Annotated in this window: 15 protein-coding genes; 10 read left to right on the forward strand and 5 right to left on the reverse strand. The window is 66.7% G+C overall.

What is annotated here, in order from left to right:
- Positions 1 to 29: 29 nt before the first annotated feature.
- Positions 30 to 767 (reverse strand): GntR family transcriptional regulator, encoded by a 738-nt coding sequence (locus tag ABZ720_RS04580; RefSeq protein WP_366554272.1) that lies wholly within the window; start codon positions 765 to 767, stop codon positions 30 to 32.
- A gap of 217 nt (positions 768 to 984) precedes the next feature.
- Between ABZ720_RS04580 and ABZ720_RS04585 the strand changes: the two genes are divergently transcribed.
- The 5 genes from ABZ720_RS04585 to ABZ720_RS04605 all read left to right on the forward strand — a co-directional run bounded on the left by ABZ720_RS04585 (position 985) and on the right by ABZ720_RS04605 (position 5,806).
- Complete coding sequence (locus ABZ720_RS04585) at positions 985 to 2,328, forward strand: acyclic terpene utilization AtuA family protein (RefSeq protein ID WP_366554274.1); 1,344 nt, start codon at positions 985 to 987, stop codon at positions 2,326 to 2,328.
- Between the two features lie 14 nt (positions 2,329 to 2,342).
- The gene (locus tag ABZ720_RS04590) at positions 2,343 to 2,696 is read left to right on the forward strand and encodes an AtuA-related protein (RefSeq protein ID WP_275823185.1); all 354 of its coding nucleotides are present in this window, start codon (positions 2,343 to 2,345) and stop codon (positions 2,694 to 2,696) included.
- Between the two features lie 97 nt (positions 2,697 to 2,793).
- Entirely contained in the window at positions 2,794 to 3,768 is a 975-nt protein-coding gene (locus ABZ720_RS04595) for a Bug family tripartite tricarboxylate transporter substrate binding protein (protein WP_366554276.1), read from the forward strand.
- A gap of 78 nt (positions 3,769 to 3,846) precedes the next feature.
- Positions 3,847 to 4,296 (forward strand): tripartite tricarboxylate transporter TctB family protein, encoded by a 450-nt coding sequence (locus ABZ720_RS04600; protein ID WP_366554278.1) that lies wholly within the window; start codon positions 3,847 to 3,849, stop codon positions 4,294 to 4,296.
- Between the two features lie 4 nt (positions 4,297 to 4,300).
- The gene (locus tag ABZ720_RS04605) at positions 4,301 to 5,806 is read left to right on the forward strand and encodes a tripartite tricarboxylate transporter permease (RefSeq protein ID WP_366554280.1); all 1,506 of its coding nucleotides are present in this window, start codon (positions 4,301 to 4,303) and stop codon (positions 5,804 to 5,806) included.
- Positions 5,807 to 5,824: 18 nt separating this feature from the next.
- Here ABZ720_RS04605 and goxB read toward each other — a convergent pair whose 3' ends face one another.
- The 3 genes from goxB to putA all read right to left on the reverse strand — a co-directional run bounded on the left by goxB (position 5,825) and on the right by putA (position 12,258).
- The gene (gene goxB / locus ABZ720_RS04610) at positions 5,825 to 6,925 is read right to left on the reverse strand and encodes a glycine oxidase maturase GoxB (protein ID WP_366554282.1); all 1,101 of its coding nucleotides are present in this window, start codon (positions 6,923 to 6,925) and stop codon (positions 5,825 to 5,827) included.
- A gap of 7 nt (positions 6,926 to 6,932) precedes the next feature.
- Entirely contained in the window at positions 6,933 to 8,996 is a 2,064-nt protein-coding gene (gene goxA, locus ABZ720_RS04615) for a CTQ-dependent glycine oxidase GoxA (protein WP_366554284.1), read from the reverse strand.
- 106 nt (positions 8,997 to 9,102) lie between these two features.
- The gene (putA, locus tag ABZ720_RS04620; protein WP_366554286.1) at positions 9,103 to 12,258 is read right to left on the reverse strand and encodes a bifunctional proline dehydrogenase/L-glutamate gamma-semialdehyde dehydrogenase PutA; all 3,156 of its coding nucleotides are present in this window, start codon (positions 12,256 to 12,258) and stop codon (positions 9,103 to 9,105) included.
- Positions 12,259 to 12,397: 139 nt separating this feature from the next.
- Here putA and ABZ720_RS04625 point away from each other — a divergent pair, with 139 nt between their 5' ends.
- The gene (locus ABZ720_RS04625; protein ID WP_366554288.1) at positions 12,398 to 12,916 is read left to right on the forward strand and encodes an Lrp/AsnC ligand binding domain-containing protein; all 519 of its coding nucleotides are present in this window, start codon (positions 12,398 to 12,400) and stop codon (positions 12,914 to 12,916) included.
- A 60-nt stretch (positions 12,917 to 12,976) separates the two neighbouring features.
- On the opposite strand, the gene ABZ720_RS04630 is transcribed toward ABZ720_RS04625, so the two are convergent.
- Positions 12,977 to 13,342 carry a DsrE family protein gene (locus ABZ720_RS04630; RefSeq protein WP_366554290.1) on the reverse strand — a complete coding sequence of 122 codons (366 nt, stop codon included), beginning with the start codon at positions 13,340 to 13,342 and terminating at the stop codon, positions 12,977 to 12,979.
- A 234-nt stretch (positions 13,343 to 13,576) separates the two neighbouring features.
- Here ABZ720_RS04630 and ABZ720_RS04635 point away from each other — a divergent pair, with 234 nt between their 5' ends.
- The 4 genes from ABZ720_RS04635 to ABZ720_RS04650 all read left to right on the forward strand — a co-directional run bounded on the left by ABZ720_RS04635 (position 13,577) and on the right by ABZ720_RS04650 (position 19,057).
- Positions 13,577 to 14,476 (forward strand): class I SAM-dependent methyltransferase, encoded by a 900-nt coding sequence (locus tag ABZ720_RS04635; RefSeq protein WP_366554292.1) that lies wholly within the window; start codon positions 13,577 to 13,579, stop codon positions 14,474 to 14,476.
- A 209-nt stretch (positions 14,477 to 14,685) separates the two neighbouring features.
- Positions 14,686 to 15,915 (forward strand): alpha/beta hydrolase family protein, encoded by a 1,230-nt coding sequence (locus tag ABZ720_RS04640; protein ID WP_366554294.1) that lies wholly within the window; start codon positions 14,686 to 14,688, stop codon positions 15,913 to 15,915.
- 308 nt (positions 15,916 to 16,223) lie between these two features.
- Positions 16,224 to 18,149: a winged helix-turn-helix domain-containing tetratricopeptide repeat protein gene (locus ABZ720_RS04645; RefSeq protein ID WP_366554296.1), complete on the forward strand. Its 1,926-nt coding sequence runs from the start codon at positions 16,224 to 16,226 to the stop codon at positions 18,147 to 18,149.
- A 113-nt stretch (positions 18,150 to 18,262) separates the two neighbouring features.
- A complete protein-coding gene (locus ABZ720_RS04650; RefSeq protein ID WP_366554298.1) occupies positions 18,263 to 19,057 on the forward strand; it encodes an SDR family oxidoreductase in 795 nt (264 codons plus the stop codon).
- The last annotated feature ends 43 nt before the right edge of the window (positions 19,058 to 19,100 follow it).

The raw sequence follows: 19,100 nt of genomic DNA on the forward strand, positions 1-19,100 counted from the left end.
GGTAGCCTTGTGGTTCAGGTGGCGCCGGATCAAGAATACCCGCTCTGGGCTCCTGCTGTCCTCTGCTTCTCCCAGACCGAGCCGCTCTGCAGCGCGTCATCGAAGGTCGAGTAGTGGCGGTCTTCCAGGCGCACCCCGCGCAGGGTGATGTCCTCGACGATTGCGGCGGCGGCCTCGTTGGCATCGCCGACAGCGACCGCGCGGCAGACGCGCAGGTGGTCATGGGTGGCCGGGTCCACAGCCGGGTGCTTGAGGTAGAGACTGTGTTGATAGGGGCCGCTGCGCGCCCAGAGGGTCTTCACCATGGCGCAGGCCTGGGGCAGGTCCGCCTTTTCATAGAGCGTGAAGTGGAAGCGCCGGTTCTCGATCATCACAGTGCGGAAGTCGCCGGCCTGCTTGGCGGCGATCAGGCGGTTGTGAATGGCGTCCAGCGTGTCGGCCAGGGTCGGGTCAGGCCGCTGTACCGCTTCCAGGGTCAGGAGATGCTCAAGCGCAGAGCGGATTTTGCGGATCTCCAGGAACTCCTCCTTGGTCAGCACCGGTATGGAAAAGCTGCGCGGCTCGAGCCGCAAAGTCTGCTCTGCGGCGAGCTGCAACATGGCTTCGCGCACCGGGGTCACGCTGATGCAGAAGCGCTCGGCTTGCTGGCGAATGCTGATCTTTTCGCCGGGCTTCCAGAGGCCGCTGATGATCTCGTCGCGCAGCTGGTTGTAGGCGAGCCGGGCGAGGCTATCGCGTTGCGAGAGGTCGACGGTGTCCCGTGCCATGGGGGTGTCCTTCGGGTGCTCTACCTCATTGAAATCAGACCGGATTCACGCATTTGAACTGAAACCGTGTCGTTTAGATCAAGTGCGATCCGGTCTGGGCGGGTGCAGTCAGCGGTAGCATGCACAGCGACTGCTTGACAGTGGTCATCCATTCAAGGTGATATATCACGTATCATACACGGCGCAGACGCATCTGCGATAGGGAGGAAAAAGATCCATGACGCTCAGAATCGGATCCGGCTCGGCCTGGTGGGGCGATCGGATTTCGCCTGCGGAGGCCAACGCGGCGCGCGGCGATCTCGACTACCTCTGCTTCGAGACCATGGCCGAGGCGACCATCTCCACGGCGCAGGTGCGCACGCGCCGCGATCCGGACTTTCAAGGCTACGACACCTATCTCGATGACCGCTTTCGCGCCGTGCTGCCGCATTGCCTGAAGCGCGGCACCAAGATCGTCAGCAACCAGGGCTGGATCAATCCGGTGGGTGCGGCGCGCCACGTCAAGGCCATTGCCCGCGAACTGGGCTATCCGGACCTCAAGGTGGCGGCCGTCTCGGGCTCGCTGATCACCGACAAGATGGACCAGTTGACCGGTACGGTAATCGAGACCGGCGGCTCCCTGGATGACATTCGCGGCGAGATCGTCTCGGCCGAGGCCTATATGGGCGCCGAGCCCATCGTCGAGGCGCTGGCCGCCGGGGCCGATGTGGTGATCACCGGGCGCGTGGCCGACCCTTCGCTCTTCCTTGCGCCGATGATGTACGAATTCGGCTGGACCCGGGAGCAGGCGGAGTTGATCGCCCGCGGCTCGGGCATCGGTCACCTCCTGGAGTGCGGCGCCCAGGTCACCGGCGGCTACTTCGTCGATCCGGGCTACAAGGACGTGCCCAATCCCTGGGATCTGGCCTTCCCGATCGCCGAAGTTGAGAGCAACGGCGACTGCGTCATTACCAAGCTCGACGGCACTGGCGGTGCTGTGAACCGGCGCACCGTGCTGGAACAGATGTTCTACGAGGTGCACGACCCGGCCAACTACATCACGCCGGACAGCGTCGTCGACTTCACCACCTCCGATGTGGAGGAGCTGGGTGATGATCGGGTGCGGGTGCGCAACATCGGCGGGCGCGATCGCACGCCCACCCTCAAGGTCTCCGTGGCCGTGAAAGAGGGCTTCGTGGGCGAGGACATGTTCTTCTATGCCGGCCCTGGCTGCCTGGAGAAGGCGAAGCTGGCCGAGCGCGTGCTGCGCGAGCGCTTCAAGATCGTCAACCTGCAGGCCGAGGAACTGCGGATCGACTTCCTGGGCGTCAACGCGATCCACGGTTCCGCGTCGCCGCCCATCGACTACGAACCCAACGAGGTGGCCGTGCGGGTGGCCGTGCGAGCGAAAACCCGCGCGGAGGCCGAAAAGGCCGGGCGCGAGGTGGACGGCATGGCCGTCTCCGGCCTGGGCTCCACCGGCAAGCGCGTGCCGCACGGCGAGCGGGTGCGCGAGGTGATCGGCGTCTGGTCGATGCTGGTCGACCGCGACCTGGTTCGCCCACAGATCGATTTTGTGTGAGAGGGGACGCCATCATGAGAGTTCCGGTCCGGGCCATTGCCCACAGCCGCTCCGGCGACAAGGGCAATACCTGCAACATAACCGTCATCGCCTATGAGCAGGACTTCTACGAGGTGCTCAAGGAACAGGTGACCGAGGAGGCGCTGAAGGCGCACTACGCCGGCGTCATCACCGGCAAGGTCACCCGCTATGCCGTCGATCGCCTCGGCGTGCTCAACTTCGTGTGCGAAGGCGCACTGGGCGGCGGCGTGTCCCGCAGCCTCTGCCTCGACAACTACGGCAAGTCGCTGGCCTCGCGCATCCTCAGCCTCGAAGTCGAGGTGCCGGAGCGTTTCGCCAATCGCCTGCGCCGCGGCCAGGCGGCTTGAGCCCAGCTTCGCTGCACAAACCCCACGCCCCTGCGTGCAAGGCGCCCGCAAGAAGGCCCGATTTCGTTTTCACAGACCCCATTCCTGGGAGGATGCCATGAAGAAACTCGCTTACTCACTCGCCCTGGGACTCGCGGCCCCGATCGCCGCTGCTGCGCCGGCCCTGGCCGAGTACCCTGAAGGCCCCGTCACCATCGTCGTGCCCTATCCGGCCGGTGGCACCACCGACGTGCTGGCACGCATCGTCGCCGAAGAACTCTCCGAACGCCTCGGCGAGCCCTTCGTGATCGAGAACCGTGGCGGCGGCGGTGGGTCCGTTGGCATGGCCATGCTGGCTCAGGCCGAGCCGGACGGCTACACCCTGGGCGCAGCCAGCATCCTCACCCACGGCATCCACCCGGCGCTGCGCGACGACCTGCCCTACGACGCGCTCGAGGACTTCACGCCGGTGTCGCTGCTGGCCGACACCCCGAACGTCCTGCTGGCCAACGTGGACAGCGACTTCCATAGCGTTCAGGACGTGATCGCCTATGCCAAGGAGAACCCGGGCGAGCTGGACTTCGGCTCCACCTCGGTGACCGGCAGCCCGCACATGAGCGGCGAGATGCTGAAGGCCCTGGCCGGGATCGACATGGTCCATGTGCCCTATCAGGGTGGCGGTCCGCTGCTGGCGGCGGTGATGGGCGGCGAGATTCCGCTCGGCTTCGACAACCTGCCCTCGGCCTCCGGGCATATCCGGGGGGAAAGCGTGCGCGCGCTGGCGGTCACCACCACCGAGCGCTCGGAAGAGCACCCGGATATTCCCACTTTCCAGGAAGAGGGTGTTGAGGGCTACGACGTGACGGCCTGGTTCGGCATCGTTGCGCCGGCCGGCGTTCCCGAAGATGTGATCGCTGTCCTCGAGACCCACATCGCCGAGGCGCTGTCCGAAGAGGACACGCGCCAGCGGCTCGCCGACATCGGCGCCTCGGCCGTTGGCAGCACCTCCGCGGAGTTCGCTCAGCGTATGGAAGAAGAGGTTGCTCGCTGGCAGAATGTGGTCAAGCAGGTCGATATCGACCTCGATAACTAAGCGCGCAGCGTCACGGGTGGCCGGTCTCGCTGGAGCGTGATCGGCCACCGCTATTCCCGGTTCCTGTTGGACCTGCCCATGAGTCTCCGCCATCGCCTGCACTGGTGGTACTGGCTGCCCGGCCTTGTGCTGATCGGCTTCGGGCTCTTTTTCTTGCTTCATGCGCAAGGCTTTTCCATGGGCAGCCCGCGCCGGATCGGCCCGGGCTTCTTTCCCACCGGCATCAGTTGGCTGCTGATCGTGCTGGGTGCGGCTGTGGTCGGAGAAAGCCTGCTGCTGCGCGATGCCAGGCCGGAACTGCGCTTTCGCCCGCTGGTGATGGTCGTGGCCGCGATCCTGATCTGGGCGCTCGCGCTGGAGCGCCTGGGTCTCTATCCGGCAACATTCCTGCTGGTCCTGGTATCGGGCTTGTCGGAACGCGGTTTCCGTCTCTGGCCAAGCCTCGGGCTCGCCCTCGGGCTTTCCGTCATGAGTCACGCCGTGTTCGTCTACGGCTTGCGACTGCCTTTCCAACCTTTCGCCTGGTGACCGCGTGGAAGTTCTGACCAATCTCGCTCTGGGGTTCCAGACGGCGCTCTCCTGGGAAGCGTTGCTCTTCTGCTTTATCGGCGTGACGGTTGGCATGCTGGTGGGAGTGCTGCCAGGCATCGGCGCGCTGGCCGCCATTTCGATGACCTTGCCGCTCACCTTCTACCTGGAGCCGACAGTCGCGCTGATCATGCTGGCCGGCATCTTCTACGGTGCCCAGTACGGCAGTTCGACGGCGGCCATTCTGCTCAACATTCCGGGCACCGCGACGGCTGCGGCCACCTGCCTGGACGGCTATCCCATGACCCGCCAGGGCAAGGCGGGGGTCGCGCTTTTTATCACCACGATCAGTTCCTTCATCGGCGGTACCTTTGCCATCCTGGTGATGATCGGCTTCGCTCCAGCGCTGGCGGCCTTTGCCGTGCGCTTCACCTCGGCCGACTACTTCTCCATCATGCTCCTGGGACTCGTGGCGGCCTCGACACTGTCCATCGGCTCGCCGCTCAAGGGCATCGCCATGGTGGTCGTTGGCTTGGCGCTGGGCACCGTGGGGATGGACCGGAACACCGGCCAGATGCGCTTCACCTTCGGCCAGTTCGAACTGGCGGAGGGCATCAGCCTGGTTGCCGTAGCCATGGGCATCTTCGGCATTGCCGAGATTCTCAAGAACATCGGCTCGAAGCATAAGTTGGTCGTCGATCGCAAGTCGATCACGCTGCGCAGCCTTCTGCCGAGCCGCGCCGAGTTCAAACGCTCGCTTCTGCCCGCGGGGCGCTCCTCGATCCTGGGCTCGGCCATCGGCATCCTGCCCGGCGCCGGCCCCAGCCTGGCCGCCTTCATGGGCTACGCGCTGGAGAAGAAAATCTCGCGCGATCCCTCGAAGTTCGGCAAGGGGGCGATCGAGGGCGTTGCCGCCCCGGAAGCGGCCAACAACGCCTCGGTGCAGGCGGCTTTTATTCCGACACTCAGCCTCGGCATTCCCGGTGATGCGGTGATGGCCGTGCTGATCGGGGCCCTGATGATCCATGGCATCGCGCCCGGGCCGCTTTTCGTCAGCGAACAGCCGGCCATGTTCTGGGGCCTGATCGCCAGCTTCTGGATCGGCAACCTGCTTCTGCTGGTCCTCAACATCCCGATGATCGGGCTTTGGGTGCGCCTGCTGACGATCCCCTATCACATCCTCTTTCCGGCCATGCTGCTGTTCATCTGCATCGGCGTCTACAGCGTGAACAACAACGTCTTCGACGTTTACATCGCCCTGGGCTTCGGGGTGGTGGGCTACTTCATGCTGATGTTCGGCTTTCCGGCCGCGCCGCTGCTGCTGGGTTTCATCCTCGGGCCCTTGATGGAGGAGAACCTGCGCCGCACGCTGACCCTCTCCAGGGGTGATCCTATGATCTTCCTGGAGCGGCCCTTCTCGGCGGTCTTCCTTGGGGTCGCTCTGCTGCTGCTGATTCTCACCCTGCGCAGCGTCTATCGCAGTCTTCCGAGCCGGCAGCGCTCTGCCTGATCGCTTGAGGCCCTCGCTTCAGTTTGACTTGCGCGCAGCCCAGAAGCGGCTGTCGGGAAAGCGGGTCTCGGCGGCGTAGAAGCGCGCCTGCTGTCGGTCGAAATCGGCAATGCCTTCGGTGAGCGCGGCGGCATAGCGCTCCAGCTTGCTGCGGTCGCCGGTCAGCGCCGCGGCCACGGTTTCGCCGGCCTTCCAGCCGCCCCAGAGCGCGGTCGTCATGCCGTGGGAGGACAGCGGGTCAAAGGCCGCCGCCGCATCGCCGACGGCCATCCAGGGCGGCAGCCCGCTGTCGTATCCGATGGGTCCGGCAAGACGGGTGGTGCCGGCGCTGTAGAGGCGGGGCGGGCGCTCCAAAACGAAGCCGGCGTCGGCGATCCAGCGCGCGATGTGGCGGCTCTGCTCCAGGACTGTGGCGAGCACCCGCGGGTCGCGCGAGATTCCGGCCGGCATCAGGTCGGGGTCGGTGAAGTAGGCCAGCGAGAGTGCTTCATCGGGCAGTAGCGCCGCGTAGAGCCAGCCGTCCGGCAGTGCCTCGATGAGCGTGGCCCGGGTCGGCTCGACGGAAAGGTCGCGCTGCCTCAGCAACGCGGCTGCGGCGATCAGGCGGTCTTGGCGCAGCAGACGGCTATGCTGGCGGGCGAAGACGGCAGCACGGCCGCTTGCGTCCACCACGGCGGAGGCCGTGCAGCTTGCCCCACTTGAAAGGCGTAACCGCCAGACTTGGCCTTCACGCTGCGCGCTGCCCAGGCGATGGGGGAGCCGTTCCGCAACGGCTGCGGCCCGGGCAAGAAGATCGGCTTCGAAGCGCGGACGGTCGAGCACGTAGCCTGACAGCCCCGCTTGAAAGGCGGCGTGGCGGGCGGTGAGGCGATCGCTGCCCCAGGCGGAGAAGCTGGCGTTGGCCGAGCGATGCGCGCCGGTGGCGAGCAGGTCTTCCAAGCCCAGGGCCTTGAGGATAGGCGTGGCGCCCGGCCCCAGGGATTCGCCAAAGGCCTGCGCCTCCTCTTCCGCCGGCAGGGCGAGCCAGAGCGGCGAACAGCCTTGCCGGGCCAGGGACACACAGGTGGCCGCGCCGGCGATGCCCCCGCCGATGACCGCAACGGGATGCCGCGCTGTCAAACCGGGCTCAGAGCGTCTGCCCGTCCGAGGGTGTCCAATCGGTCCGCCGTTCCATGGAGCCGCGGCCGGTCTCGACAAAGAGAGTTTCGGGCAGTCCGTCCGGGCGCTGTGCATCCTGCGGGCCCGGACGCTTCACCACGAAGCCCATGCGCTCCCACAGCTTGATCATGCTGACGATGCCGTCGGTGTAGCTGGCTTCGGCGTGATAGCCGACGCCGGCCACCCCGCGGGTCCAGGCGACGCGGTGCTGGAAGAAACGCTGGCGCTGCTCCGGGTCTAGGTCGTCGCGCATGACCTGCTCGTAGAACTCCTCCGGCAGCACGTCCACCGGGATCAGCGCCGGCCACCAGACAGGGGTCGGAAAGTCGCTCTGGAGGGCCACCTGCTGGCAACTGAAGACGTCGCACTGCCAGGGCAGGCCCATCCAGCGGGTCAGGTCGCCCGGCATCTGCGGGCCGATCGGCGGCGGCGCGCCGTTGCCGCCCGAGAAGGCGATCTCGGGCGTGAGCAGCCGGCCGATGTCCTGGATCAGGCTCTCGCGCTTGCCCCGGGCGATGCGGAAGGGCTCTTGGCTCTGGCCGTGGGCGATGGCGTACATTTCCCGGTGGCGCAGGTAGTAGGTGAGCTCGACGCCGGGATGGAAGGCGCCGCCGGAGCAGGGCTCCAGGGCCGCGCGGGTGAGGGCTTCCGGCTGGCGGGCGAGGGGGATGTCCTCCAGGGTCGCAATTGCTTCTGCCTCGGGCGCGTGCAGATCGTCCAGGAAGTCGCCGGCGGCCCAGGCTTCCAGGAAGCCGTACTGCCGTTCGGGGAACTGGAACCAGAAGAGCGGGCTGCCGCTGTAGTTGATGCCGTCGCCCAGCATATAGGGCAGCTTGTGCTGCTCCTCGCGGAAGGCGTCCTCGCCCTGGGCCCGGGGGTTGCGGAACTTCTCGAAGACCGACCGCCGGAAGGCGGCGTTGTCTTCGCCGGGGTCGGCCAGGCGCGCCAGGTAGTCGGGATCTGAAAAGTCGCCGATGTCGAGCCAGCCCTGGCGCAGATGCGCGGCGGCGGAGACCCACTCCATCAGCGCGAGCCGGTGGAAGATGGGATAGATATGCTCGCGGAAAGACAGTGGCAGCGCCGGCGCTTTGCGCCAGCCCTCGCGTAGATTCAGGTCCTCGATGGTGTCGTAGAGCGTGGTGATCGGCGGGATTTCCGGCGCGAAGTTGGGTCCTGCACAGGCGACCCAGGCATGCTCCGCCTCCAGGCTGCGCCCGTTGGGCAGGCGCACCCGGGCCGAGACCGGTCCGTCGCACCAGTCGTCGTGCCAGCCGTCGTTGTCGGCGAAGTTGGTGATCGGGCTGCCGTTGGGGCTGTCGGAGCGGCCGTCCGGCGGCACCACGAGTAGCCGTCCTCTGTCGTCCGTGCGCAGGTGGCCCAGCCCCACGTCCGCCAGGTCGAAGAAGCGGTCACCCATGGCATAGGCCGGGTCGTCGCCTTGCGGGTTCGTTCCCGCGCCGGCGATGCGGGTGGCGCCGCCGTCGATGACCAGCATGCGCTCGCGCTCCGCGTTGGGCACGATGTAGTCGTTGCGCTTCCGGCCCGGGATGCCGGGTGCCAGCGCGCCGTTGTCCAGCGGATTGGTGAAGCCGTACCAGGCCGCCTTGGTGTTGGCGACATGCACCTCCCACTCGATCTCCGCCTCCTCGGCGGTGATCTCGCCGATCACCCGGTCCTCGGCGTCGAAGGCGTAGAGGCGGAAGCGCTGGACCTGCTTCTTGATCGCCTGATCGCCGTCCTTGAAGCCGCCTTCGGGCTGCGGCGGCAGACCGGGCACTTCCGGGGCCAGAAACCACTGATCGCTGCCTCCGACACGGCAGATGCCGATGGGCGGATAGATGCCGATGCGCGCGATCTCCGCGCCGGCCGGCGCGCTTTCGCCGCTGCCGGCGGCAATGGCCGCGCGGGGGAAGAAGGGCAGGGACGACGCCAGGGCGCCGGCACCGACGCCGGCAAGAAAATCGCGCCGTCGAATTCCTGGTTTGGTCGTGCCTGAATTGCGCCCGCGCGTCTCGCCCGCCGCTTCTGCCATGCCCCTGTCCCCCCGGCTTGGTTTTACTCTGCGATGCAGAGTGACCAGAGGTTCGGACGGAATCAATCTCCCAGTTGCAGCGGTCGAGCGATCGCCCGGCGGCGCCTCAGACCGGCAGTTCCTCGTCCAGGGACATGAGCGATGCGTTGCCGCCGGCGGCCGTGGTGTCGATGGAGATCACGCGCTCCGTGGCGAAGCGATGCAGATAGCGCGGCCCGCCGGCCTTGGGGCCGGTGCCCGAGAGGCCCTCGCCGCCAAAGGGCTGCACCCCCACCACGGCGCCGATCATGTTGCGGTTGACGTAATGGTTGCCGGCGCGCACGCGATGCCGGAGATATTCGACCGTGGAATCGATCCGGGTGTGCAGGCCGAAGGTCAGGCCGAAGCCGGTGCCGTTGATCGCCTCGACCACCTGGTCCAGTCGGTCGGCCTTGTAGCGCACGACGTGCAGCATCGGACCGAAGACCTCGCCCTGCAGGCGCGACAGCGAGTCGATCTCGAAGGCGGCCGGCGCCACGAAAGTGCCGTTGGCGCAGTCGGGACCCAGGGCGGTGCGGGCGATGAGGCGGGCTTCCTGGTTCATGCGTTTGGCATGGCCGTTGAGCATGTCCCGGGCCTCCTCGTCGATCACCGGGCCCACGTCGGTCGCCAGGTCCGCCGGGTCGCCGACGCGCAACTCCTGCATCGCGCCTTCCAGCATGGTGAGCGTGCGTTCCGCCACGTCGTCCTGCACGAAGAGGACGCGCAGTGCCGAGCAGCGTTGACCTGCCGACTGGAAGGAGGAGATGAGGATGTCGTTCACCACCTGCTCCGGCAGGGCGGTGGAATCGACGATCATGGCGTTCTGCCCGCCGGTCTCGGCGATCAGCGGCACGATGGCACCGTCCCGTGCGGCCAGGGTGCGGTTGATCAGCTTGGCGGTGGCCGTGGAGCCGGTGAAGGCCACGCCGGCCACCCGCTCGTCGGGCAGCAGGGTCTTGCCCAGAGCGGCGCCGTCGCCGGGCAGCAGCTGCAACACATCGCCGGGTATGCCCGCGCGGTGCAACAGCCGCGTTGCCGCGCCCGCGATCAGGGAGGTCTGCTCCGCCGGCTTGGCCAGCACGCAGTTGCCCGCGACCAGGGCGGCGGCCACCTGTCCCGTGAAGATGGCCAGCGGGAAATTCCAGGGGCTGATGCACAGGAAGACGCCGCGGCCTTCGAGCTGGATCTCGTCGCGCTCGCCGGTCGGGCCGGGCAGCGACTGGGGGCCGGCGAAGTCCTTGCGCGCGCGCACCGCGTAGTAGCGGCAGAAGTCGACGGCCTCGCGCACCTCGGCGATGCCGTCGGCAACCGACTTGCCGGCCTCGCGAGTGCAGAGCGCCATCAGCTCGGCGCAATTCTCTTCCATGAGGTCGGCGTAGCGTTCCAGGCAGCGGGCGCGTTCCTCCGCAGGCGTGGCGTTCCAGTCGAACCAGGCGCGCTGGGCTCGGGCCAGCGCCTGCTCCGCCTGTTCGGGTGTGGCGTCGACCACATGGCCCACCAGTTGCTTGCGGTTGGCGGGGTTGCGCACCTCGCGCTTCGGCCCGTCGAGGGCACGGCCGCCAACCAGCGGTGCTGCCTCCCAGCCGCTTTCGGCCGCCTTGGCCATGGCCTTGCCCAGCGGCACCAGTTCCTCGGTAGCCCAGAGATCCAGACCGGCGGAATTGCGCCGGCCCTCGCCGAAGAGCCTTTCCGGCAGGGGAATGTGCGGATGGGGGATCTGTGTCAGGCCGCGCACCCGGCCGACGGGGTCGGCGACGATCTCCTCGATGGGCAGCGCCTCGTCCTGGATGCGGTTGACGAAGGAGGTGTTGGCGCCGTTCTCCAGCAGACGCCGGACCAGATAGGCCAGCAGGTCCTCGTGGCTGCCCACCGGCGCATAGATGCGGCAGGGGCGGTTCAGCTTGTCCGCGCCGACAATCTCCTCGTAGAGCGCTTCGCCCATGCCGTGCAGGCGCTGGAACTCGTAGTCATCCCGGTCGCCCGCCATTTCCAGCACGGCGGCCAGGGTGTGGGCATTGTGGGTGGCGAACTGCGGGTAAAAGGCTTCGCGCTCGGCCAGCAACTTCCGGGCACAGGCCAGATAGGACACGTCAGTGGAGGCCTTGCGGGTGAAGACCGGATAGCCTGCGTGCCCGCGCTCCTGGGCGCGCTTGATCTCGGTGTCCCAGTAGGCCCCCTTGACCAGGCGCACCATCAGGCGTCGCTCGTGGCGGTGGGCCATGTCGGCCAACCAGTCGATGAGCCGCGAGGCGCGCTTTTGATAGGCCTGTACCGCCAGCCCGAAGCCGTTCCAGCCCTTGAGTTCCGGGTCGCCGGAGACTGCCTCGAGCACATCCAGCGAGAGGTCCAGGCGCTCGGCCTCCTCGGCATCGACGCAGAGATTGATGTCGTGGGTCTTGGCGTCGAGACAGAGCGTCTTCAGGCGCGGCACCAGTTCGTTCATCACCCGGTCGCGCTGGGCAAATTCGTAGCGCGGATGCAGGGCGGAGAGTTTGACCGAGATGCCCGGTGCCTCCACCGGTCCCTTGCCCGCCGCCGCCTTGCCGATGGCGGCGATGGCATCGCGGTAGGCTTTGAAGTAGCGCTCGGCATCGGCCATGGTTCGCGCGGCTTCGCCCAGCATGTCGTAGGAGTAGCGATAACCCTTGGCCTCCAGGCTGCGCGCGCGCTCGGTGGCCTCCTTGATGGTCCGGCCCATGACGAACTGGCGGCCGAGGATGCGCATGGCCTGGCGCACGGCACTGCGGATGACCGGTTCGCCGGAGCGATGGATCAGGCGGCGCAGGACGCCTCGGGCGTCGCGGCGTTCCTCTTCCTCCAGGCGCACCACCCGGCCGGTGAGCATCAGCGCCCAGGTCGAGGCATTCACGAAGAGCGACTCGCTATGCCCCAGATGGCGCTCCCATTCCGCCGCGCCGATCTTGTCCTCGATCAGCTTGTCCACGGTGTAGGAATCGGGCACGCGCAGCATGGCCTCGGCCAGGCACATCAGCACGATGCCCTCCTTGGAGGAGAGTTCGTACTCGTGCATGAAGGCGTCGATTCCGCCCTGTCCGACGCGCGAGCGCCGCACCGCCACCACCAGGGCGCGCGCCTGGGTGCCGATGCGGTCGACGGTGGCGCTGGGCAACTCCACCTCCGAAAGCAGGCGCCGCACCACCCGGCTCTCGTCGGCGCGGGTGTCGGTCCGCAGGGCCTCGCGTAAGGGGCCCACCTGGGCGAGAGCGGGGTCGAGGATCATGGCAGCGCCTCCCGGGTTCGACTTGCTGTCGGTGTCTTGGCAACGACCCCCGCAGTCGCCAGGACGCGGGCTTCGCAGTGGCTTGAATATAGCCGGCACCGGGCGGAATATCTGCTCGTTCTTCGGGAAACAGCCGGATATGACGCTGGGGGATGGGGTTTTGGCAGAACATGATACTGGGCAGGAAACGCGGCTGCTCGACCGCATCGACCGGCGCATTCTGCGCGCCTTGCAGGAGGAAGGGCGGCTCACCAACGTGGAGCTGGCCCGTCGGGTGGGCCTGAGTCCGACGCCCTGTCTGGAGCGGGTGAGGCGGCTGGAGCGCGCCGGCTACATCACCGGCTATCGCGCGGTCCTGGCGCCGGCAAAGCTGGACGCGGCGCTGCTGGCCTTCGTGCAGGTCACCCTCGACCGCACCACACCGGATGCCTTCGAGCAATTCCGCGCGGCCGCCGCGGCCCGCCCCGAGGTGCTGGAGTGCCACATGGTGGCGGGCGGTTTCGACTATCTGCTGAAGGTGCGGGTGCGCGACATGGCCGCCTATCGCCACTTCCTCGGCGAAACCCTCACCGCCATCGGCGGCATCGCCCAGACCCACACCTATGTGGTGATGGAAGAGGTGAAGTCCGACGGACCCTTGCCGATAGCCCGGGGATAGCCGCGGGCCCGGAGGCGGTCCCCCAGGCCCGCAGCGCACCGCCGCATCCATTGCACCGTGTCAGAAGCTGAGCGTGGCAGCGCCGTCCTTGATGCGCTCGTGCATCGCCGAGGCGCCGGTGATGATGACGCCGTCGATCAGATCGCTCTGCTCATAGCCTCGTGCCTTGGCGCAGGGTGTGCAGGCCCAGAGCGTGCCGCCGCGGGCGAGGAAGTCCCGCACAAGGTCAGCCAGGGGCTCCAGTGGCTGGGCGTGCGCGTGATCGGCGGCGCGGCGGCGCACGATGTCGACGGCGGCACTGGTCAGGAAGATGGCCACATCGAGACCGGCGGTCATTCCGCCATTGGCGATGGTGAAGGCCACGGAGGCCAGTTCCTCTTCGGGTCCGTGGGTCATCACCACGACAAGTTGGCGTTGCTCGGGCATCGTTTCCTCCCATGACAAACAGGTGTCCGGAAAGATTGCGGCAGTTGTCTACGCCTCGCTTGGAGAGGCCGCGACCAAAACGTGGATTCTGTCTCGCGCTCCCGAAATCGACAGTTTGTTGCCGTTTTCCGAAAAGCGGAATCCATGCGCTCTCCATGCTTCCTCCACCCGGACGTCAAGCATCCGCGCGGGACCAGGCGCATGCTGGTGATGAAGCGAAATGGGAGGATCACCATGGCACAGACACACCAAGCCAGCACGGCTACCGTTACACCCGCCGACGATTCCGAGTTTGTCCAGTTCTGGAACGAAGTGCTCGGGCCGAAGTTCAACCGCTTCCGCCACATTCTGGTCGGAGGCCTGACCCGGCACAGCGAAGCGGTTTTTCCCAAGCTGCCGGTGCGCGCGGGCGACCAGGTGGTGGACGTTGGCTGCGGCTGGGGCGACACGGCCATCAAGCTCGGCCACATGGTCGGCCCGCAAGGCTCGGTGGTCGGGATCGACTGCTGCGACCTCTTCCTGGACATTGCCCGGGAGGAGTTGGCGGAAAACGGGCTCGACAATGTGAGCTTCGTGCGCGGCGACGCAGAGGTCGCCCTGCCGGAAGCCGCCTTCGACTTTGCCTTTGCGCGCTTCGGAACGATGTTCTTCGCCAATCCCGTGGCCGGATTGCGCAACATGCGCCGCGCGCTGAAGCCCGGCGGGCGCATGGTCCACATCGTCTGGCGCGACCCCAAGGACAATCCCTGGCTGTCCATGGCCAAGCAGGAGGTGCTGCGCTTCCTGCCGCCCCCGGGGGAGAACGCCCGCACCTGTGGTCCCGGGCCCTTTTCCATGGCGGACGAGTCGACGGTGCGCAAGATGATGGAGGTGGCCGGCTATGAGGAGATCACCTTCGAGCGCATCGACGCCCCGGTCATGATCGGCCATGACGTCAAGGATGCCATCAATTTCCAACTGGCCATCGGCCCAGCCGGCGAGGTTTTCCGCGAGGCGGGCGAGGAGGCCGAGCGGAAACGCCCGGAGATCGAGGCCGCGCTGGCCGAGGCGATCAATCGCCAGAAGCGCGAGGCCGGTGGCATCGTCATGGACAGCTCTTCCTGGATGATCGCGGCCCGCAATCCTGCGGCGTGACAGCGCTCGATCAGCAGTCTGTTTCGGGCCGGGGCAGCTTTCCCGGCCCGAAGCACTGCCGTTGCTCGGGGCCATTGGCATTCGGAATGACCTCAACAAGATAGCAGGCGCACGATTTCGCTTCTCGGTAGGGCAAGCAAGCGGCATAACATGCAACTCCGCGCAACCCGGTGCACAGCCCGGTGGCGACCCGCTCTCAGGAGGAATGCATGTTCCGTGGTCTTGGTCTGGTAACCCTCTTGACGCTGGTGGTCGCCACCACGCCGCCCGACGCGGCGGCTTCATCTCAGGAAGAGGGAGCGGTCGCAGTGACGTCTGGAGTGAGCTACGAGCTTGTCGCCACCTGGGATGCCGACCGCCTGAACCAGATTCTCCAGGTCGACACGCCCGAGTTCTTCAGCGTGGACGTGGACTACACGCCGGCGAGCAACGGGTTGAACCTCTACCGGATCACCTACGACTCTGTGGTGCCGGAGCGCGGCAATGCACCCATCGTCGCCAGCGGACTGTTGGCCATTCCCGATACCGAAGCCGGCAGCTATCCCATGCTGTCCTACCAGCACGGCACGGTCTATGAGCGCCAGCAGGTGCCCTCCTTCCCGGAACAGTCGCCCGAGACGCAACTCGCCTTGGCCCAGTTCGGCGGCCAGGGCTATGTGGTGATCGGCGCGGACTACTTCGGCATGGGCATTTCCAGCGAGCCGGAAGGCTACATGGTCAAGGGCAGCCACCAGCAGGCGACCTACGACATGCTGATGGCGAGCCGCGCGGTCCTGGCAGACATGGGGATCGACACACCGCAGCTTTTCCTGGGCGGCTGGTCCCAGGGCGGCTTCGTCACCATGGCGATGCTGGAGAAGCTGGAGAGCGCGGGCGTGGCCGTGGATGCCGCGGCGACCGCCAGCGCCCCCGTCGACGTCTTCGCGGCTCTCAGCGGCTTTCTCGACTTTCCCCGTCCCAACGATGCGGACTGGGTGACCTCGCTCTTCATCCTCTCGTCCTTCTCCTTCGAGAACTACTATGGTGTGCCCGGCCTGGCCCGCTCGTTGATCAACGACGACTACTATGAGGTGTCGCGCAAGGCCTATGAGCGGGAGCCCTTCGATGCGGCCGATGTGCCGACCGACGTGCGTGCCCTGGTGCGCGAGGAGTACTTCGATCCGCAGTTCTTCGCCAACTCGGCCTACGGCCGTCTGGTGCGCGAGCAGGCCCACGCCTATCGCTGGGTGATCGAAACACCGGTGGCCAACCACTACGGCGAGGCCGATGAGGCCATCAGTGTCGGAATTGGCCAATTGGCTGCCACCTATCAACACGCCATCGGGGCCGGAAACGAGAAGGTGCAGGCCATCTCCGCCGGCCAGACCAGCCACCGCGGCACCTACGCAACCTCCGTGCCGGCATGGAAGGAATGGTTCGACAGCCTGCTTGTGCAGTAGGGGCCCAGCGCGCTTCGTGTTGAAGTCGTTTCGATTTTCCGTAATGATGGACCTGTAAAGCCAGCCTGGCGCAGCGGCCTGAGACGAGGCCGCTGCGTGAGTGCGCGCGTTGAATCGACCCCGTCAGAGGCTGGCACAGCTGCTGTCCGGGAGTTGCGATGTCGGCACAGGCCACAGCAGTTGCATACCTTGCACTTTCCGGCGCCGCGCCGGGAAGACAGCGCTCCGCGTGCGCCAGGGACGGGGCAGAGCACTACCGAACCCTGATCGAACCCTTGGCCCGGGCCCATGGTGGCAGGCTCACGGCCATGCGCCCGCGCGGGTTGGCCCTCAGGTTCGACACCCCCGACAGCGCCCTGGTCTGCTGCCTCGACATTCTGCAGCGTATCGAGGCAGAGGCGTCCCTGCAGAGCCTGCCGGGCATTGCACTGGATGTGCTCCAGGGTGCAGATGACGAGAGGAACACGAGCCCGCTTGCCGAGGCCCTCGCGAGCAGCGCCGACCCCGGCGACCTTCTGCTTTCGGCATCGGCCCGCTCGGTGATGGCTGCGGACAACGTGGTTTCGCTGCAGCCAGTCGCTGCAGGGGCCGAGCAAGGCCAGTCTGTTACGGCTTTTCGTGTGGTGGTTTCGAACGGAATTGCGGGGCCGACGGCGGCGGAGCGCTACCGTTTCGCCGGGTTCGACCTGGATGCGGGGCGGTTCGAACTGCAGCGGGATGGGCAGCCGGTTCCGCTGGAGCCTCTCACCTTCGACCTGCTGCTCCTTTTGGTCAGGAATGCCCATCGCACGATCACGCGCGACGAGCTTTTCAGTCGCCTGTGGGGTGGACGCATCGTCTCCGATACGGCGCTGAGCAGTCAGGTCAAGCTGCTGCGACGCGCGCTGGGCGATTGCGGCCGGGAGCAGCGGTTGATCCGCACGGTGCAGCGGCGGGGCTTTCAGTTCCTGCCGGCGGTTACGCTGCTCGGCAGCGATAGTGGTAGTGACCGTGACAGTGCCGTGCCTGCTTCCCCACCGGCACCGGCATCTACAGAAGCGCCGTCGCGCCCCGTCGTTGCCGTCCTGCCCTTCGAGAACCTCTCCAGCGACAACAGCGGCCTCTTCTTCGCTGATTGGCTGACGGAGGACATTCTCAATGCCTTGAGCAAGCATCGTTGGATCAACGTGGTTGCCCGCAATCCGGCCTTTGCCTTCAGGCATTCGACGGAACGCCTGGACGTGATCGCCGGGCAACTGGGCGCATCCCACGTGGTGACCGGCAGTGTGCGCAAGACCGTCGATCGGATGCGTATCACCGCCGAAGCGGTCGAGATCCGGTCGCTGCGCCGACTCTGGTCCGACAGCTTCGATGTGGAGATCTCGGAGATCTTCGATTTTCAGGACGAAGTCTGCGGCATGATCGCCTCGCGCCTGGCCAACGAACTCGGGGTCTCGGAACTTCAGCGCGCCAGCCGGGTCGGGCGGGAGAACCGGGGCGCCTGGGAGCTCTATCATCTGGGTATGGCAGAGTTTTACGGTTTCTCCGCCGAGCGCAATCTCCGTGCCCAGGACTTCCTGCGCATGGCGATCCGGACGCAGCCGGACTTCGCCGAACCCTATTCCCGCCTCGCCTATGCCATCGCCCTCGAGATGGTCTACTTCGATGGCGCGGTGAGCCAGGCCCGAATGGACGACGCTCTGGAACTGGCGCTGCGCGGCCTGGAACTGGATGACCGCGACGCCCAGGCGCACTTTGCCCTGGGTCGCCTGCGGCTGGTGCGCCAGGAGTACGATCTGGCCATCGATGCGCTGGAGCATGCTTTGGACTTGAACCCCTTCCTCGCGGTGTCCCACTGTGGCCTGGGGGATTCGCTGGCCTACGAGGGGCGAATCGAGGAGTCGGTAGAGCACTTCGAACGCGCCATAGCGCTCAGTCCCCACGATCCCTTCCGCTGGGCGTTCTACGCCTATCGCTCCCTGGCGCATCTCTTCGGCGGCGACCACGAGACCGCAGCCCGGGTGGCGCGCCGCGCGGTCCAGGTGCCCAATGCCCACTTCTCGGCGCATGCCAATCTGCTGTCGGCGCTGGGCCACCTGGGCGACACCAGCCAGGTTGACGCCGCCCGCAACGCGCTGCAGCGGGTCCGACCTGATTTCAGCATCGAAAAGGCGCGGGCGCGTCTCTTCTACATCAAGCGCCCCGAGCACCTGGACACCTACCTGGAAGGCCTGCGCCGCGCCGGCCTGCGGTGAGTGGTTCTTTTGCGCACTGGCGGATTGTTGCCGCCCCGGATGCGAGGGAACTTGCGGGCGGGCGGCAATGACGATGCTATAAGGGGGTCGCCAGAACACAAGGAGAGGCATTCATGACCCAACCCCCGATGCTGCGCGCCGACGTCACCGGCCAGCGCGTGATCCTGACCGCCGGTGCATCCGGCATTGGCCGCGCCATGGCCGAGACCTTCATCGCCAATGGCGCCCGTGTCGAACTGTGCGATGTGGACGAGAACGCGCTGGCGGACACGGCGGCCGCCTTGCCGCAGGCGGGCGTGCATCGTTGCGATGTTTCGGACTCCGCGGCGCTGGACGGCTTCTTTGCGAATGCCCTGGAGTCCCTGGGCGGCCTCGACGTCCTGATCAACAACGCAGGCATTGCCGGACCGACCAGCCCGGTGGAGGAGATCACCGAGGAGGAGTGGCGACGCACGCTGGATATCGACATCACCGGTCAGTTCCTTTGTGCCAAGCGCGCCGTTCCGCACCTGCGCCGGACCGGGGGAGGGGCGATCATCAATCTCTCCTCGGCTGCCGGAATTTTCGCCTTTCCGATGCGCTCGCCCTATTCGGCCAGCAAGTGGGGGGCGGTCGGCTTCACCAAGACGCTGGCGGCGGAATTGGGTGACGCGAACATCCGCGTGAACGCGCTCTGCCCAGGAGCAGTGGAGGGGCCGCGCATTCGCGCCGTGATCGCGGCAAAGGCCAAGCAGCGCGGCATCTCCGAGGCCGAGATGGAGGAAAGCCTGCTGACCGACGTCTCGCTCAAGTGCTTCGTTTCGCCCTACGACATCGCCAACATGGCGCTTTATCTCTGCAGTCCGCTGGGCGCGACGATCAGCGGCCAGGCGCTTTCCATCGACGGGCACATGGTGGCCATGCGCTGACGCGCCTTTGCCACGCCTGCGACCTGCACCAGCAGCGCGCCCG

Source organism: Aquibaculum sediminis (assembly GCF_040712085.1).
Taxonomy (GTDB): Bacteria; Pseudomonadota; Alphaproteobacteria; order Kiloniellales; family DSM-21159; genus Aquibaculum; species Aquibaculum sediminis.